This window comes from Streptomyces sp. SAJ15, from assembly GCF_007595705.1.
Lineage (GTDB): Bacteria > Actinomycetota > Actinomycetes > Streptomycetales > Streptomycetaceae > Streptomyces.
This window is the reverse complement of the sequence record NZ_NISY01000005.1, coordinates 205,377-224,195: the sequence shown is the minus strand read 5'-3', so window position 1 is coordinate 224,195 and position 18,819 is coordinate 205,377. Positions and strand designations below refer to the sequence as shown.

Below are 18,819 nucleotides of genomic sequence, written 5' to 3'. Positions count from 1 at the left end.
GTGCCGGCGGACCGCGCTCGGTCCGGCCGCCACCCGGCGCGGGAGAGGTCGCCGAGAGGGCATGGAGAAGTCGAGTACAGACAGGCGGTCGCGTCCATGATGTTTTCCGAAGGTCCCCGAGTCCCGGCTCTCACCGAGGCCGAAGGCCAGGTGGTGGATGCCTACCTGGCGGTGCTGAAGCGTCTGAGCAGCGTCAACCCCACCCAGACCACGGGGACGTACACGGCTCTGCGGGCAGCGCAGGCGCTCGTCTCCGAGACGCGAGCGCTGCGCGACGCGCTTTCTCTGATGTTCGAGCGCCATGAGAAGGAGATTCATGTACGCACCATGACCGAAGCTTTGCAATCTCTTGATGGCGACCGATTCCTTCCGCGTCTCGGTCCTTCCGGCGAGGGGGTGCCGCCCGGCGGCTCCTCCTGAAAGATACCTCCTTCTCTACGGGCACTGACGGCCTTGGATCGCCGTCGGTGCCCGTCCGTCGTTCTGCTTCGGTAAAGAAACTCCAAAGTGACGCGGTTGAATCGGCGCCGCATTGCCATGGGGTAATAATTGCAAACTACATCTAGTTGCATTTATCTCGCTGCTCGCATCGATTGCGTCTCGCCGGTCGCGCGTCGTTGTCGAGTGGCTCTGTTATGCCGTCAATGTGACGGATTCCATGGGTCGATACCCGGATGTAACGGACAATCAACTGTTCGGCCTCGGAAATTGATTGACTGGTCTTCGTCGGTCGGGTTACAAAGAAGTTGATCTTCACTCGCGGCCTTCGGTTTTCCGGGTCGAGAGCATTCCGCGTTGCGGTGGTTCCGTGCTGCCCACGTATGCGCTCGGCTTCCGGCGAGAGGTTCCGCCTTCCGGGTAAATAACCGGTCAGTTTCACGTCATGTTTCTCTCTTGGTTGTCATTCATCATCATGGAGCGGGGGGCGCGGAAGTGCGTACCGTGGACGGCATCGCCGACTGGCTTAGGCAAGAAGTAGAGAAAGAAGTCGGAACAGCGGTCCGCGACGCCGACATGGACACCCAGTTCCGGGATCTGGGGATGGACTCCGAGGGCATGACCGCCCTCACCGCGCGACTGGCCGCGCACCTCGGGATATCGCTCGCGCCCACCGTGGCCTGGCACTACCCGACGATCGCGAGCCTCTCCGGCGCACTCGCCGACGGCGGGCCCGTGGCCGAGCCGTCCGCGACGTCGCCCGGGCCCGGCGCCGCGGCGCCGGACGACGAGCCCATCGCCGTGATCGGCATCGCCTGCCGCTTCCCCGGCGCCCCCGACGTGGACGCGTACTGGGACCTGTTGCGCTCCGGAACCGACGCCGTCACCGACGTGCCCGCCGAGCGCTGGGACTCCGCGGCCCTGTACGACCCGGACCCGGCCGCCCAGGGGAAGCTGAGCACCCGTCGCGGTGGCTTCCTCACCGATGTCGACAAGTTCGACCCGCGGTTCTTCGGGATCAGTCCGCGCGAAGCCGCGCAGATGGACCCCCAGCAGCGGCTCTCCCTCGAACTCGCCTGGAGCTCCCTGCAGAACGCCGGAGTGCGCCCCTCCTCCCTGAAGGACAGCGGTACCGGCGTCTTCCTCGGCACCCTGTGGAGCGACTACGCACGTCTGGCCGGGCGTGGCCTCGACGCGATCGAACAGCACACCGCCACCGGCCAGGAGCCGAGCATCGTGCCCGCCCGCGTCTCGTACACCCTCGGGCTCCAGGGGCCCAGCATCGGCGTCAACACCGCCTGCTCCTCCTCGCTCGTCGCCCTCCACCTGGCCTGCCAGAGCCTGCGGTCCGGCGAGAGCACCCTGACCCTGGCCGGAGGCGTCAACCTGGTGCTCGCCCCGGAGGGCAGCGCCGCGATGTCGAAGCTCGGCGCCATGAGCCCGAACGGGCGGTCCGCGGCCTTCGCCGCCTCCGCCGACGGCTACGTCCGCGGTGAGGGCGGCGGTGTCGTCGTCCTCAAGCGCCTCTCGGCGGCCCTGGCCGACGGGGACCGGATCCACTGCCTGATCCGGGGCAGCGCGGTCAACAACGACGGCCCCAGCAACGGCCTCACCGCCCCCAACCCGGCGGCGCAGGAGGCCATGCTCCGCGCGGCCTACGCCCGCTCCGGCGTCGACGCGCACGACGTGCAGTACGTGGAGGCGCACGGCACCGGGACCCGGCTCGGCGACCCCATCGAGGCGCACGCCCTCGGTACGGTCCTCGGCGCGGGCCGGCCCGCGGACGCGCCCCTGCTGGTCGGTTCGGTGAAGACCAACATCGGCCACCTGGAGGCGGCCGCCGGCATCGCCGGGCTCATCAAGGTGGTGCTGTCCATGCGGCACCGCGTGCTGCCCGCGACCCTCCACCACACCGCGCCCAACCCCGACATCGCCTTCGCCGACCTGCGCCTCGCCGTCCCGACCGAGCCCACCGACTGGCCGGCCCACGGCGGCGACCGGCTCCTCGCGGGCGTCAGCTCCTTCGGCTTCGGCGGCACCAACTGCCACGTCGTCGTGGAAGGCCCGCCCACCAGCCCCGCGCAGCCGCTCGCGCTGTCCGGTCCCACCCCCGAGGACCTGAGGACGACGGCGGGCGCGCTGTTGGACGCGGTGGCCGACACGCCCACGCACTCCGTCGCGGACTGGTGCGCGTCCGCCGCACTGAACCTGAGCGGCCACCCGCACCGCGTGGCGGCGACGGTCCGCACCCGGGACGAACTCCTCGGCACCCTGCGCGACATCGCCGGCGGCGTCACCCCGCCCACCACGACGGCCCCCTCCCGCCTCGCGTTCGTCTTCTCCGGCCAGGGCTCGCAGTGGTGCGGCATGGGCCTCGACCTGCTGCACGGCGAACCCGTCTTCCGCGCGGCGCTGGAGGAGTGCGCGGCGCTGATCGACGCTCGGTCCGGGATCTCCGTCGTCGAGGAACTGCGCCGCGGCGCCGCGGACTCCAGGCTCGACGACACGGCCGTGCTGCAGCCCGCCGTCTTCGCCGTCCAGATCGCGCTCGCCGCCCTCTGGCGCTCCTGGGGCGTCGAGCCCGACGCCGTCGTCGGACACAGCCTCGGCGAGGTCGCGGCCGCCCATGTGGCGGGCGCCCTCAGCCTCGATGACGCGGTGCGGGTCGTGTGCGAGCGCAGCCGCCTGATGAGCCGGATCGAGGGCGACGGGGCCGTGGCCGTCGTGGACGTGCCCTTCGCCGAGGTTCCCCGGCTCCTCGCCGACCACCCCGGCGTCGACGCCGCGGGCGCGAACTCCACCACGACCTCGGTCCTGTCCGGCGACATCGAAGCCCTCGACGCGCTCCTGGCCGACCTGAACGCCCGCGGCGTGCGATGCCGACGCGTGAACATGAGCGTCGCCTCCCACAGCGCGCAGTGTGACCCGCTCCTGCCCGAACTGCGCGCCGCCCTGAGCGGGATCCGGACCACCACGGCATCCCTGCCGATGGTGTCCTCGGTGACCGCGGACGTCGTCGACGGCGCCGAACTCGACGCCGACTACTGGGCGGACAACCTGCGCCGGCCCGTGCTCTTCGCGCCGGCCGTGCACCTGCTCCTGGACCAGGGCTACGACCACTTCCTGGAGATCAGCCCGCACGCCGTGCTCACCGGCCCGGTGACGGCCGTCGCCGCCGACCGCGGCGCGCGAGTCCACGTGCTGGCCTCCCAGCGGCGCGACGAGAGCGCCCGCGAGACCCTGCTGAGCGCCCTCGGCGAGCTGTACCGCGCCGGACGCGACCTCACCTGGCGCAAGGTCCTCCCCGCCGACCTGAACCCGGCCGAGCTGCCTCCCGCGGCGGAGAAGTTCGCCGACCCGGCCGTACCGGCCCACGGCGTGCGCGTCCTGCCGCTGAGCGCCCACAGCGCCCCCGCGCTGCGTCAACTGGCCCGCGACACCCGGGGACTGGTCGAGGGGACGGGCCGGGTCGACCTCGACGACCTGAGCCACACCGCCGCCCACGCCCGCGACCAGCACGAGCACCGCGCGGCCGCCGTCTTCACCACCGCCGGGGAACTCGCCGACCTGCTGGAGGCGTACGAGGCCGGCCGCGCGGTCGAGGGCCTCATGACGGGCAAGGCCCGGCGCACGACGACCGGACCGGTCTTCCTCTTCTCGGGACAGGGTGCCCAGGCCGCGCGCATGGGGTGTGAACTCCTCGCCCACGAACCCGCCTTCCGTGAGGTCCTCGAACGGTGCGACCGCTGGCTGACCGCACAGGCCGGCTGGTCCCTGATCGCGGAACTGCACGCGCCCGAGGACTCCTCGCGCATCGACGAGACGGAGATCACCCAGCCCGCCCTCTTCGCCCTCCAGGCCGGCCTCGCCGAACTCCTGCGCTCCTGGGGCGTCCGGCCCGCCGCCGTCATCGGACACAGCGCCGGTGAGATCGCCGCGGCCTACTGCGCCGGCGCCCTCACCCTGGAGGACGCGCTGCTGGTCGCGCTGCACCGGGGCCGCACCCTGCAGAAGGCGACCGGCACCGGCCGGATGGCCGCCGTGGGCCTGGCGGCGCCGGACGTGGCGAAGCTCCTGGAGACCGGTTCCGGCGAGGTGTCCATCGCCGCCGTCAACGGCCCCCGCACCACGCTGGTGAGCGGCGAGACCCAGGCCCTGCGCGCGCTGCTCGACAGCCTCGACCCGGCGGTCTTCCGGCGGGAGCTGCGCGTCGGCTACCCCTCGCACAGCTCGCGGATGCGCGCGTACGAGCAGGAGCTGGGCCGCCTCCTGGCCGACGTCCGGCCGCGGGCGTGCGACATCCCGGTGTTCTCCACCATCGACGCGGAGTTCCGCCCCGGAACGCACTTCGACGCCGCGTACTGGGTGCGGACCATCAGCGAGCCCGTCCGGTTCGCCCCGGCCGTCGAGGCGCTCGCCGCCGCCGGACACCGGACGTTCGTGGAACTCGGGCCGCACCCCGTGCTGGTGGCGCCGGCGGCGCAGAGCCTGGAGCACACCGGCCACGAGGGCGTCGTCGTTCCGACCATGCGCCGTGAGACGGGGGAGCGGCGGGCTCTGCGGGAGGCCGTCGGCACCCTCTGGGCCCAGGGGCACCCCATCGACTGGAAGGCCGTACGCCCCGCGGCCGGGCGCCTGGTCACCACGCCGGACTACCCGTGGCAGCGCGAACGGCACTGGATCACCCCGGCGCCGCTGACCGCGACGGAGCCCGCCGCGGGCACGCTCCTCGACCTGCTGGCCCGCGGCGAGGTGGACCGGGTCGCCGACGAGATGGCCCGCCGCGGCGGACTGTCGAACGCGGAGCGCGAGCTGCTCCCCGCGCTCCTGCGACGGCTCACGGCCGGCGACGAGGACGCGTACCCGTGGCTGCACCACCTCGGGTGGCACGAGCGGCCGCTCACCGGCACGACCGGGACCGCCGACCGCCACGCCTGGATCGTGCTGACGGACGACCCGGAGGGGCCGCTGACCCGCTCGGTCTCCCAGGCCCTGCGCACGGCCGGACAGCGCTGCACCGTCCTCCCGGTCCCCACGGACCCCGAGACCCAGCTGCCCGACGCCCTGCGCCAGGCCGTCCGCGCGTCCGGCCCCGCCTGCCGCGGCGTGCTGCACCTGGTGGGCGACGCACCGGACGCGACCCTCGGGGAGCACCTGGAGCGCTCGCTGCGCCCGGCGCTCGCCACGGTGCGCGCCCTGGCCTCCTGGGAGGACGGAAGGGCACCGCGCGTCTGGCTGGTCACGTCGGGGGCGCAGCCCGTGGGCGAAGCCCCCGTCGAGGGCTCCGCCGGTCAGGGCGCGCTGTGGGGCCTCGGGCGCGTCGTCGCCCTGGAGCACCCCGAGGTGTGGGGCGGTCTCGTGGACCTCGACCCGGCCCCGGGGGACACGGCGGGCACCGCTCTCGTCGCCGAACTCCTCGCGGGAGACGGCGAGGACCAGGTGGCCTTCCGCGCCGGACGGCGCCATGTGGCGCGGGTGACGGCCGTGGAGGAGAAGTCCGGCACGACCGGACCGGTGGCGATGCGGGCCGACGGCGGCTATCTGATCACCGGGGGACTCGGTGGAATCGGCCTGGTCGCCGCGCGCTGGATGGTCGACGCCGGAGCCCGGCACGTGGTGTTGGTCGGCCGCGGCTCGCCCGGTGCGGAAGCCCGCGCGGCGCTGGCGGAGCTCAGGTCGACGGGCGCCCGGGTGGACGTCGTGCACGCCGACGTGACGCGCGCCGACGAGGTGCGCGAGCTCGTGGCGTCCTTCGGCCGCGAACGCCCGCCGCTGCGCGGCGTCCTCCACGCCGCCGGCGTCCTCGACGACGGCACGCTGCTCCAGCAGGACTGGGACCGGTACCGGGCGGTGCTGGCACCCAAGGTGCACGGCGCTCACCACCTGGACGTGTGCACCCGTGAGCTGCCGCTCGACTTCTTCGTGCTCTTCTCGTCGTTCGTCGCCGTCCTCGGCTCCCCCGGGCAGGGCAACTACGCGGCCGCCAACGCCGCTCTGGACACCCTGGCCCACCACCGCAGGGCACTCGGACTGCCCGCCACCAGCGTCAACTGGGGCCCCTGGCAGGGCGTCGGCATGACGGACTCGACGGCCGCGGCGGGCTACCGGTGGAGCGAGCGCGGGGCCCGGACCATCGACCGGGCACAGGGCGCACCGCTGCTCGACCGGATCCTGGCCCGTGACACCGCCCAACTGGGTGTGTACTCCGTCGACTGGGCCGCGTACCGCAGCTGGCTGCCCGCCACCGCCAACAGCGGCCTGCTCGCCCTCGTACACGGTCCGGACGGAGCCGTCGACGAGGACGCCGCACCGGACGCGGAGGACACCGCCGCCGCGCTGTCGCTGCCCGACCGGCTGGCCGCGACCGAACCCGGCGACCGGCTGGAGCAGCTGATCGCCCACCTGAGCGCCCTGGTGGCCGACATCGCGGGCTTCTCCGCGGACCACGCCGTCGACCCCGACACGGGCTTCTTCCAACTCGGCCTGGACTCACTGATGAAGCTGAAACTCGTGACGCGGCTGCGCGAGGACCTGGGAGACCGACTGACCATCCCCGGGACGCTGCCGTTCGACCACCCGACCTGCGCCGCCCTCGCCGCCCACCTCCTCGACGAGCTGGCGCTCACCCCGGGCGCGCACCAGGCGGACGCCGAGCCCCCGCGGGACGCGAACGGCGCGCACACCGCCCACGACACCGACGCCGCGGACACCTCGGACCCCGCGGACCCGGAGGACATGGCGGCACTGCTCGCCGAGGTAGAGAGCCTGTCCGCCGACGAGGCGGCCCGGTACCTGGACCAGCTCACGCTGGGGAACGAGCCCGGAGGGGACACGACCCATGACTAGCATCGCCGACCGCATCGCGGCGCTCCCCGCCGCCCAGCGGAGCCTCCTCGAGGAGCGCCTGCGCCGCCAGCGGTCCAACACCACCCCGCCTCCCGAGCCGATCGCCGTGGTGGGCATGGGCTGCCGCTTCCCCGGAGGAGTCGACGACCCCGAGACGTACTGGAACCTGCTGCGGTCCCGGACGGACGCCACCTCCACCGTCCCCGAGGGGCGGTGGGACGCCGAGAGCCTGCACGACCCCGAGGGGGCACGCCCCGGCACCACCCGGGCCAGGCGCGGCGGGTTCCTGGACGCCATCGACACCTTCGACGCCGAGTTCTTCGGCATCCCCCCGAGGGAGGCCGAGACGCTCGACCCGCAGCACCGGCTGCTCCTGGAGGTCGCCTGGGAAGCCCTGGAGCACATGGGGCAGGACCCCACCAGCCTCCGGGGATCCCAGACCGGTGTGTTCGTCGGCATCGGCATCGACGACTACAAACTCCTGCAGACCGCCGACCTGACCCGGCTCGACGGGCACATGGCCACCGGCAACCTGTTCTGCGTGGCGGCCGGTCGCATCTCGTACCTGCTGGGCCTCCACGGCCCGTCCCTGGCGGTCGACACCGGATGCTCCTCGTCGCTGGTGACCGTTCACCTGGCGATGCAGAGCCTGCGCTCCGGGGAGTGCGACCTCGCGCTGGCCGGCGGCGTCCACCTCATGGTCTCCCCGGAGATGACCGTCGACCTGTCCCAGGCCGGGGTGCTCTCGCCCCAGGGGCGCAGTCGCGCCTTCGACGCCGCGGCCGACGGGTACGCCCGCGGCGAGGGCGCCGGGATGGTCGTGCTCAAGCGACTGTCGGACGCCCAGGCCGACGGGGACACCGTGCTCGCCGTGCTGCGCGGCTCCGCGGTGAACCACGGGGGCCGCGGCAGCGGCCTCACGGTCCCCAGCGGCAGCGCCCAGAAGGACCTCATCACCACCGCCCTGAAGGCCGCACGGGTGGCGCCCGCGGACGTCGACTACGTGGAGACCCACGGCACCGGCACCCCCATCGGCGACCCCATCGAGGCGAACGCGCTCGGCGCCGCCTACCGCGGCGGACGCTCACCGGAACGCCCGCTCCTGATGGGCACGGTGAAGACCAACCTCGGTCACCTGGAGGCGGCCGCCGGTGTCGCGGGCCTGATGAAGGTGGTGCTGTCGCTCCAGCACCAGGAGATCCCGGCCCATCTGCACCTGCGGGAGCGCACCCCGCAGGTCTCCTGGGACGAGCTGCTGCTCGACGTGCCCGCCGAGGCCCGCCCCTGGCCCCGGGGCGAGCGGCCCCGCACGGCCGGAGTGAGCTCCTTCGGCATCGGCGGCACCAACGCCCACGTGATCGTCGCCGAGGCCCCCGCCGTCGCCCCGCCCCCGCCCCCGGCCGGGGACACCGTCCGCCCGGCCCCGCACCCGGTCGCGCTGTCCGCGCGGGACGAGGCCGCCCTGGGCCGCGTCGTCGAGCGCTACCGTCGGCACCTGGAGCTCCACCCCGAGCTCGACTGCGCGGACCTGGCGTACTCCGCCGACACCGGACGGGCCCACTTCGCCCACCGCGCGTTCTTCGCCGCGTCCGACACCGAGGACCTCGCCGCCCAGCTCGCCGCCTGGCGGGCGCCGGCCACCGGGTCCGCGCCGCGCGGCGGCGGCCGGGAGTTCCGCACCGCCTTCCTCTTCACCGGGCAGGCCTCCCAGTACGTCGGGATGGGCGCCGGTCTGTACGCCACCCAGCCGGTGTTCCGCCAGGCGCTCGACACCTGCGCGGGGCTGCTGCGGGAGCGGTACGGCTGGTCCCTGACGGACCTGCTGTACGCGGACGACGCCGACCCGACGCTCATCGACCGCACCGAGTACGCCCAACCCGCCCTGTTCTCCCTGGCCTACGCGCTGGTGTCGCTGTGGCGGTCGTGGGGCGTCACGCCCTCCGTCGTCCTCGGCCACAGCATCGGCGAGCTGTCGGGCGCCTGCGCCGCCGGAGTGCTGCGCCTGGAGGACGCCCTGACGCTGGTCGCCGAACGCGGCCGCCTGATGGGGCGGCTGCCCGGCGAGGGCGGGATGGCCGTCGTCGCGGCCGACGAGGACACCGTCCGGGCCCTGCTGGCCCCCTTCGACGGCCGGCTGAGCGTCGCGGCGGTCAACGGCCCGCACCAGACGGCCGTCTCCGGCGCCGCCGACGCCCTGGACGAGCTGCTGACGCGGGCCCAGGCCGAGGGCGTCGGCGTCCGCCGCCTCACCACCTCGCACGCGTTCCACTCGGCGCTCATGGACCCGATGCTGGAGCCGTTCGGCGCCCTGGCCGCCGATGTGCCGCACGCGCCGGCGACGATCCCCGTCATCTCCACGGTGACCGGCGGGCGCGTCCGCGGTGAGGACATGGCGGGGGCGGACTACTGGCGGCGCAACGCCCGCGACGCGGTCCGCTTCCTGCCCGCCGTGGCCACGCTGCTGGAGCGGCGCTTCGACGCCGCCCTGGAGATCGGACCGGACCCCGTCCTGACCCGTCTGGTCACCAAGCAGGGCCTGGACCCGCGAGGGGATCGGCTCTGGCTGCCCTCCCTGTCCCGCCGCGCCGACGACGGGCGGCAGATCCTCCAGACCCTGGGGCGGCTGTACGAGGCCGGGGCCGACATCGACTGGCGGGCGGTGCACGCCGGATCGGGCGGACGCCGGGTGTCTTTGCCCACGTACCCCTTCGGACGCAAGCGCTACTGGCGGGACACCCGGGGCGCACGCGGCTCACGGCCGGCGGGCACGCCCGTCTTCCCCGGCACCCGGCTGAGCTCGCCCGCGCTGCGCGACACCGTCCACCAGACCCGCTTCACGGCCGACTCCCCGGCCTTCCTCGCGGACCACGTGCTCTTCGACGAGGTGGTGGTCCCGGCCGCGTCCCACCTCGCCATGACCGTCGCCGCCGTGCACGACCTCGCCGCGCGGCAGGGGGCCGGCGGGCACGCCGTGCTGGAGGGGGTCTCCTTCCCGCAGGCGCTCGCGCTGGACGACGCCGAGCGCGACATCCAACTGATCATCGACGGCCCGGACGGGCCCGACGGCGCCCCGGCCCCCGCCGCCGGCGAGGACACCGAGCCGCGGGCCTTCCGCGTGGTCAGCGCGCCCGCCGGAACCACCGACCAGCGGGCCTGGACGACACACGCCGTGGGCACCGTGCGCACCGGGTCCGAGGCGGAGGTCCCACCGCCCGCGCTCGGCGACCTGCTCGACCGGCCGGGCCGGCGACTGGACGGCGCGGACTTCTACACCGCCATGCGGGAGAGCGGCGCCGAGCTCGGCGACGGCTTCCGTCGCCTCGGCGAACTGACCCGCCGTGAAGGCGAGCTGCTGATCCGGATGGTGCCGCCGCCCCACGACGGCGGGGACGGGCCGTTCCTGCTGCACCCGGGCCTCGTCGACGCGTGCGTCCAGGCCGTGGTGGCCCTGGCCTGGTCGGCCCGGCCGGACGCCGAACTCGGCGTGCGGGTCCCGATCCGGCTCGACGCGCTGCGCTTCCACAAGGAGCCGCCGTCCGCACCCCTGTGGTGCCGCGTGCGGGAGCACCCGGAGCAGAGCCCCGACGGCGACACGGTCGTCGCCGACGTCCTGCTGCTCGACGACGACGGCGAGGCCGTGCTGCGGCTGGACGGCCTCTGGGTGCGCCGGGTCGCGGCGGACGCCCTGCTGCGCCGGGACACCGCCGTCGTCCGGCGCCCCGCGTGGAAGGCCGTGGACGCCGAGCCCGCCGGCACACCGGCCGCCGAGGACTGGCTGATCCTCGCCGACCGCGGGGGTGTGGGGGCGGCCCTGGCCGCACAGCTGGACGAGGCCGGGCAGCGGGTCACCCTGGTCGAGGCCGCGGCCCGCGACGCGGACGGCGTCGCCACGCTCCTCCGGGAGCACGCCGGGTCCGAACCGCCCTCGAACGTGGCGTTCCTGTGGGGACTGGACGAGCCTCGGGAGGAGCCCACCGCGGACGACCTCGACCGGGCCCAGGAGAGCGGGACCGGAGCCCTTCTCGCCGTCCTCCAGGCACTGGGCGCCCCCGGGCACCGTGCGCGGGTCCTGGTGGCCACGCGCGGGACACGGTCGCTCTCCGCCCACCCGGTCCACGTCACGCACGCCCCGCTGTGGGGCCTCGCCGCCATCGCCAACGCCGAGAACCCCGACGTACGCTGCGTCCTCCTCGACCTCGACCCGGCCGGGCGGTCGCCGCGGAGCGAGGCCGCGGCGCTGACCGCCGAGGCGCTCGCCCGCGGCGACGACGACCAGGTCGCGATCCGCGACGGCCGGCGGTACGTCGCGGGAACGGAGCGGGTCGCCCCGCCCGGGACGGCCGCCCCCGAGGAACTCGTGCGACCGGACGGCACCTACCTGCTGACCGGCGGGCTCGGCGCGCTCGGCCTGCACACCGCCGACTGGCTGGTGCGGCGCGGTGCCCGGCACCTCGCCCTCGTCGGACGCACGGCGCCCTCCGGGACCGCCGGGGAGCGCGTCGCGCAGTGGCGGCGGGCGGGCGTCGAGGTGGTGGTCCACCAGGCCGACGTCGCGGACTTCGACGCCGTCGCGCGGGTCCTCACCGAGGTGGCCGCCGCCATGCCGCCGCTGCGCGGCGTGATCCACGCCGCCGGCGTCCTGGACGACGGCAGCGTGCGGCGGCAGAACGCCGGCCGACTGCGCGCGGTCATGGCCCCCAAGATGCGCGGCGCCTGGAACCTGCACCGGCTGACGCACGACGCCAAGCTGGAGTTCTTCGTCCTCTACTCGTCCGTGGCCGCCCTCATGGGCTCGCGCGGCCAGAGCGGATACGCCGCCGCCAACGCGTTCCTGGACGCCCTCGCCCACCACCGGCAGTTCCTCGGACTGCCCGCGACCAGCGTGGCATGGGGGCCGTGGAGCGGTTCCGGGATGGTCGCCACCCTCGACGAGCACGCCGGCCGCCGGGTACGCGAGAGCGGCTTCGGCATGCTGGAGCCCGAACCCGCGTTCCGCGCCCTGGAAGACGTGCTGCGCACCGGCGTCCACCACGCGTACGTCCACGCCGGCGAGGCCGGCGGCAGGCGCTCGTCCGCGGCGGACACCGCGGCCCGCGCCCGTCGCGAGGGCCGGTCCGCCGACCGGCAGACCGTCTACGACCGCCCCGACACCCTCGGGCCCGCCGTCGCGCCCCGCGACGACCGGGAGGCCGCGCTCGTGGCGATCTGGGAGTCGCTGCTCGGCATCCACCCCGTCGGCGTCGAGGACGACTACTTCCGGCTGGGCGGCGACTCCATCACCAGCCTGCGCATCGTCAGCAGGGCCAAGCAGGCCGGCATCCGGCTCACCGAGGCCGACTTCTTCGCCCACCCCACGATCGCCGAACTCGCCGCGTCGGCCGGCACGGTGACCCCGCCGCCCGCCGACGAGCGCGACCGGCCGGCCCCGGCGCCCGACGCCCCCACGCCCTCCGGCGTGACCGGCAGCCATCTGGCCGAGGGCGACCTGCGACGGCTCCTCTCGCGTCTCGGCGCCGTCATGACCGACGAGCCCGCACCCGAGGCTCGCACGGACGCGGCCGACGACACCCCAGCCGACGACAGCACCACAGAAAGGCGGAGCCGATGACCACGAGCATCGAGGGAGTCCACCCCCTCTCCCCGCTCCAGCAGGGCCTCCTGTACCACACCATCCTCGACCCCGGTACGTCCTTCTACGTCGACCAGATCATCCAGACCCTTGACGGCGACCTGGACCCCGACGCGCTGGAACGGGCCTGGCAGCGGGCCGTCGACCGGCACACCATCCTGCGCACGTCGTACCACTGGGAGGAGATCGCCGAGCCGGCGCAGGTCGTCCACGCCCACGGCTCCGCGCGCGTCGAGCGACACGACTGGCGGGACGCCGACACCGGCGAGGCGGCGGGCGTCGAGGAGCGCCTGGAGGACTTCCTGCGCGCCGACCGCGGTCGCGGCTTCCGACTGGACCGCCCGCCCCTGTTCCGGCTGCACCTCATCCGGGTCGCCGAGCGGCGCCACATCTTCGTCCTGCGCTACCACCACATCCTGCTGGACGCCTGGTCGGCCCTGATGCTGCTGGAGGACGTGCTCGTCCACTACGACCGCCTGGTGCGGGGCGAGACGCCGCCCACCCCCCGCGTGCGGCCGTACCACGACTACGTCACCTGGCTGCGCGGCCAGGACACGCGCGGCACCGAGGAGTTCTGGCGCGCCCAACTCGCCGGCTTCCGGCCGGCGCCGCTGGCCGTGGCGGCCCCGCAGCACCTGGCGGAGCGGCCGAACGGGGCGCGAGGCGACGACCGGGAGAACCCGGAGGTGACGCGAACGCTCTCCAGGGAGACCGGCGACGCCCTGCGCCGCCTCGTCCGGGAGCACCGGCTCACCCTCAGCACCGTGCTGCAGACCGCCTGGGGCCTGCTCCTGAGCCGCTACACCGACCAGTCGGACGTCGTCTTCGGGATGACCATGACGCACCGCCCGGCCGAGCTCGACGGGATCGAGGACACGCTCGGACTGTTCATCAACACGCTGCCGCTGCGGGCCCACCTCGACCCGAACCGCCCGTTCGTCGAGGCCTGCGCGCGCATGCAGGCCACCCAGACCGGCGTACGTCAGCACCTCGCCAGCCCCCTGGCCGAGGTGCAGCAGTGGAGCGACGCGGAGCCGGGCGAGCCGCTGTTCGACAGCATCATGACGATCCTCAACGTGCCGAGGATGGGCGACCTGGGCAACCGCAGCGGCGAACTCACCGTCCGACGGGGCGAGTACAGGTACCACACCAACTATCCGCTGGCCGTCCTCGTCATCCCCGACGAGGAGATCAGCCTGCGCATCGGCTACGACAGGAGCCGCTTCGACGCGGCCACCGTCGAGCGGCTGCTGGGCCACTACGCCACGATCCTGGAGACCCTGGCCGCCGACCTCACGCTCCCGCCGCGGGAGATCTCCCTGCTGACCGACGAGGAGCGGCGCGCCATCGACGCGTGGGGACGCGGCGAGACCGCGGCACCGTCCACGCTCTGCCTCCAGCAGCTCTTCGAAGAGCGGGCGGCGCTGTCCCCGGACGCCCCGGCCCTGACCTTCGGCGCCGAGACGCTGACGTATCGACAGCTCGACGAGCGCGCCAACCAGATGGCGCACCTGCTGCGCGACCACGGCATCGGCCGCGACCTCCGGGTCGGTCTCTGTCTGGACCGCTCGACGGACCTGATCGTCGCGATGCTCGGGGTGCTCAAGGCCGGCGGCGCGTTCGTGCCGCTCGACCCCGCCTACCCCGAGGAGCGCCTGGCCTTCATGAGCCGGGACGCCGGGCTCTCCCTGCTGCTGACGAGCGGCACGGCGTGCGGACACCTGCCCGAGCTGGACGTCCCCCGGATCCTGCTGGACGAGCCGGGCGCGGCCCTCGACCGGTGGCCGACGCGGGCCCTCCCCGGCGGCGTCGAGCCCGACGACCTCGCGTACGTCATCTACACCTCGGGGTCCACCGGACGGCCCAAGGGCGCCCTGGTCACCCACGGCGGAGCGGTGAACAGCTGCCTCGCCCAGCGGGAGGCGTTCGGCGCCGGCCCGGGGGACCGGGTGCTCCAGTGGGCCTCCCCGAGCTTCGACGCCTCGGTGTTCGAGGTCTTCCTCGCCCTCGGCACCGGCGCGGTCCTCTGCCTGGCCACGCGGGACGACGTCATGCCCGGACCGGCCCTGGTCGACCTGCTGGAACGCGAGCGCGTCAGCTGGCTCGTCATGGCCCCCTCCGCGCTGGCCGCCCTGCCGCTGGACGCCCGGGCCCGGCTGCCCCACCTGCGCGGGATCGTGCTCGGCGGCGAATCGGTCTCCCCGGAGCTGCTCGCCCGCTGGTGCCCCGACGTCCGCGTGTTCAACGTCTACGGGCACACGGAGACCAGCATCTGGGCCACGGTGGAGGAGTGCGCGGCCGACGGGAACTGGCCCTCGGTCGGGCGCCCGGTGCGGGGCGTGCGGCTCCATGTGCTCGACGGCAACGGCCAGCCCGTCCCCGTCGGCATCCCCGGCGAGCTGTGCCTCGGCGGTGTCCAGGTCGGCCGCGGCTACCTCAACCGCCCGGAGCTCACCTCCGAGCGCTTCCCGGCCGACCCCTTCTCCGACGTGCCCGGCTCCCGCCTCTACCGCAGCGGGGACCTGCTGCGCTGGCGGCCCGACGGACGGCTGGAGTTCGTCGGCCGGGTGGACGGCCAGACCAAGCTCCGCGGCCTGCGCATCGAGACCGGCGAGGTGGAGAGCGCGCTGCGCGACCACCCGGCGGTGAAGGACGCCGCCGTCGTCGTCCGCGACGGCGCGGGAGCCGGCGACCAGCTCCTGGTGGCCTACCTGGTCCTGGCGCCCGACGCCGGACAGGTGGCGGACGACTGGCGCGAGCTGCTGCGCAAGAGGCTGCCGGACTACATGGTGCCCAACGCCTTCGTCACCCTGGACTCGCTGCCCCTGACCGCCAACGGGAAGCTGGACCACGCGGCGCTGCCCGAGCCCGAGCGGACCGCCCCGGTCGGCGCGGACACGGCGCCCGCCACCCCGACCCAGCGCAGGATGGCGGAGCTGTGGGCCGAGACCCTCGGCCTGGAAGAGGTCGGCCTCCACGAGGACTTCTACGTCCTGGGCGGCAACTCCATCAAGGCCACCCGCATCGCCTCCCGCGTCCGCCAGGAATGGCAGGTCGACTTCTCCGTACGCGCGGTCCTGGAGAACCCCACCGTCGCGTCCTGCGCCGCCGCCCTCGACCCCACGTCGACCCCCGGCTCCTGACCCCACGGGCACACCGGCTGCCCGGGAGACCACCCGGCCACGCCCCGGGCGCCACCGACCATCCCCCCGCGGGCAGGCCCGACGGCCACCGCTCGCTCATCGGAAAGGACCTCATGAGCCCCACACGCGACGACCCCGCCGTAGTGTTCCCCTTCGGCCTGCCCGACCCCGAGGCGCCGGTCCGGGTCTTCTGCCTCCCCTACGCGGGCGGCGGCGCCGGCCTCTACCGCACCTGGGCCCACCGCGGTGACGCCGACGCGACGTTCGTCCCCGTGCAGCTCCCGGGCCGCGAGAACCGGTTCCACGAAGAGCCCGAGAAGGACTTCGACACCCTCGCCGAACGCCTGGCGACGGCCATCGCGCCCTGGGCCGGAGACCGCTATGCCCTCTTCGGGCACAGCATGGGCGGCATGCTCGCGTATGAGATCGCCCACCGCCTGGCGGAGTCGACGGGGACCCCCGCGCGGCTGCTCGCGGTGTCCGCGTGCGCGGCCCCCGACGTGGAACGCCCCGAGTGGCGCATTCACGACCTGCCCCGCGAGGAGTTCGTCGCGCAGGTGCGGCGACTCAACGGCACCCCGCGCGAACTGTTCGAGGACGAGGACCTCCTCGACCTGTGCCTGCCGCGGATCCGCGCCGACTTCTCCGTCCTGGCGAGCTACCGCTACCGACCGCGGTCGCCGCTCGCCATGCCGGTCACCGCCTTCGGCGGGACCCGCGACGACCAGGTGCCGACCTGGTCCGTGGAGAACTGGCGCGAGCACACCGACGGCGACTTCCGGCTGCACCTGATGGACGACGACCACTTCTTCCTCCACCGGCACGAGCAGGCCGTCGCCGAGCACATCCGCGACGCGCTGCGCCGCGTGTCCGCGTAAGGCCCCCCATGGACCGCCCACCACCGGCATCCGCCGGAACCACCGGACCGACAGATCCCACCGATCCGACCGAAGCAACCGCAGCAGAAGCAACAGAAGCAACAGAAGCAACAGAACCCCACGAGGAGTACGGCGTGAACAAGACTGGCGCGACGATGACCGAGGTGTACAACCACGCCCTGGCGGCATGGTCGATCAGCGCGGCGTGGGAGATCGGCGTCTTCGACGCGATACGCGAGCAGGGCTCCCTGGAGATGGGGGAGTTCGCGGCCGGACGCGGGCTCGACGCGGCCTCCCTGCGGGAACTCGTGCGGGTGCTCGCGTCGGCCGACGTGGTCAGCCGGGACCCCGACCACGAGGACGCCGTCCGGCCCGGCCCGAACTTCGCGGAGGCGGACCGTTCCAAGTCCCTGTTCCACTGGATGACCCGCGGGTGCGGGGAGCTGTTCAGCACCCTCCCGGACCTGATGCGCACCGACAACCGGGTCGGCTCCTTCTACCGGCGCGACGCGGCCGCCATCAGCGTCGCCTGCCGTGAGATCAACGCGGAGTGGTGGGACCCGGTCTTCCTGCCGGTCGTGAACGGGCTGGACTTCAGCTACGTCGCGGACCTCGGTTCCGGCAGCGGCGGGCGCCTGATCCGGCTGGCCCAGTCCCGGCCCGGCGTGCGGGGTCTCGGCATCGACGCGGCCGACGGAGCCATCGACGTCGCCACCAAGGCCGTCGCGGAGGCGGGCCTCGCCGACCGGATCACCATCACCCAGGGCGACGCCACGGCCCTCGAGCCGCGCCCCGAGTACGCCGGGGTCGACCTGCTGACCTCGTTCATGATGGGCCACGACTTCTGGCCCCGTGCCGAGGCCGTCGCCTCCCTGCGCCGCATCCGGGAGGTCTTCCCCGACCTCAAGCACTTCCTGCTCGCCGACGCGACCCGCACGACCGCGTACGGGGACCGCGACATGCCCATCTTCAGCATGGCCTTCGAGTTCGCCCACGCCGTGATGGGCGACTACCTGCCCACCCTGGAGGAGTGGGGCCCGGTCTTCGAGGAGGCCGGCTGGCGCGTGGAGGGAGCGCACCCCATCTCCGTGCCGGCGGACAGCGTGATGTTCCACCTCGTTCCCGTGGAGTGACGTGTCGACGCCCCGGTGCCCACAGCGGCGCACCGGGGCGTCGGCCACCGCCCGTCAGGGGCGCGGACCCCGTCTGCGCCCCTGACCCGTGTTCGGGACACGCCGACGCCGCACCGCCGCTCACGTCGCTGAACCCGCCGCCCGGACACCGCCCCGTGGCCGCAGCGCGACAGGGCCTGTCGTCTTGCTGACAGAGGTCTGTCGTGGTCTCGGCCCGCCAGGCAGCATCTGCGGAAAGCTGGTTTTTCCTTGAGGGGTGTTGTCGTGCAGTACCTGATTCTTGCCCAGTATTCACAGGAAGTCGTCCGGGGTGTGCTGCACAATCCCGAGGGCATCGTCGCCCGGGACGAGCACGCTTTCAAGTTCTACGGTTCCCTCGGCGGAAAGGTCGTGAACTACTGGTTCACCCGCGACGTCGAGTACAACTTCGCCGTCGTCGTCGACTTCCCGGACCTTGAGGCCGCCCACGCCGCCGTGCTGACGGGCTACTCGACCGGCGCCTTCAGCAACAGCAAGCTGATTCCGCTGGTCGACACCGATGAATTCGTCGGTGCCCTGAAGCGCGCCGAGCCGGCCCGTGACCTCTTCTACCCGCCGCAGTCGCCGCCGGAGTCCGAGGACGCCGAAAAGGCCGCTGAGTAGTTTCTCGCCCATCACCCGACGGAAGCCGTCGTGAATTCGACACGACGGCTTCCGGCGGTGTGCCGGCGTGCCCGCGGCGCATGTGTCCTGAGCCTGTCCGAAAGAGGAAG

The 18,819-nt window shown here is 73.7% G+C and carries 7 protein-coding genes; all 7 read left to right on the top strand.

Annotated features, from left to right (window positions below):
* The first annotated feature begins 96 nt into the window (after window positions 1-96).
* Window positions 97-420, top strand: a complete 324-nt coding sequence (locus CD790_RS16200; RefSeq protein WP_144383933.1) for a hypothetical protein — start codon at window positions 97-99, stop codon at window positions 418-420.
* A 513-nt stretch (window positions 421-933) separates the two neighbouring features.
* Window positions 934-7,284 carry a type I polyketide synthase gene (locus CD790_RS16195; RefSeq protein WP_186319047.1) on the top strand — a complete coding sequence of 2,117 codons (6,351 nt, stop codon included), beginning with the start codon at window positions 934-936 and terminating at the stop codon, window positions 7,282-7,284.
* The gene (locus CD790_RS16190; RefSeq protein ID WP_144383931.1) at window positions 7,277-12,892 is read left to right on the top strand and encodes a type I polyketide synthase; all 5,616 of its coding nucleotides are present in this window, start codon (window positions 7,277-7,279) and stop codon (window positions 12,890-12,892) included. The genes CD790_RS16195 and CD790_RS16190 overlap by 8 nt, the downstream gene beginning before the upstream one ends.
* On the top strand, window positions 12,889-16,056 hold the full coding sequence (locus tag CD790_RS16185) for a non-ribosomal peptide synthetase (protein WP_144383930.1): 3,168 nt from the start codon (window positions 12,889-12,891) through the stop codon (window positions 16,054-16,056). The genes CD790_RS16190 and CD790_RS16185 overlap by 4 nt, the downstream gene beginning before the upstream one ends.
* A 113-nt stretch (window positions 16,057-16,169) precedes the next feature.
* Window positions 16,170-16,934: a thioesterase II family protein gene (locus CD790_RS16180; protein ID WP_144383929.1), complete on the top strand. Its 765-nt coding sequence runs from the start codon at window positions 16,170-16,172 to the stop codon at window positions 16,932-16,934.
* 134 nt (window positions 16,935-17,068) lie between these two features.
* Complete coding sequence (locus tag CD790_RS16175) at window positions 17,069-18,067, top strand: class I SAM-dependent methyltransferase (RefSeq protein WP_260867620.1); 999 nt, start codon at window positions 17,069-17,071, stop codon at window positions 18,065-18,067.
* A gap of 264 nt (window positions 18,068-18,331) precedes the next feature.
* Window positions 18,332-18,709: a GYD domain-containing protein gene (locus CD790_RS16170; protein WP_186319046.1), complete on the top strand. Its 378-nt coding sequence runs from the start codon at window positions 18,332-18,334 to the stop codon at window positions 18,707-18,709.
* The last annotated feature ends 110 nt before the right edge of the window (window positions 18,710-18,819 follow it).

What these genes read in the sequence shown, in the direction of transcription:
- CD790_RS16200 (WP_144383933.1), top strand. Translation starts at nt 97, where the DNA reads ATGATGTTTTCCGAAGGTCCCCGAGTCCCGGCTCTCACCGAGGCCGAA.
- CD790_RS16190 (WP_144383931.1), top strand. Translation starts at nt 7,277, where the DNA reads ATGACTAGCATCGCCGACCGCATCGCGGCGCTCCCCGCCGCCCAGCGG.
- CD790_RS16185 (WP_144383930.1), top strand. Translation starts at nt 12,889, where the DNA reads ATGACCACGAGCATCGAGGGAGTCCACCCCCTCTCCCCGCTCCAGCAG.
- CD790_RS16180 (WP_144383929.1), top strand. Translation starts at nt 16,170, where the DNA reads ATGAGCCCCACACGCGACGACCCCGCCGTAGTGTTCCCCTTCGGCCTG.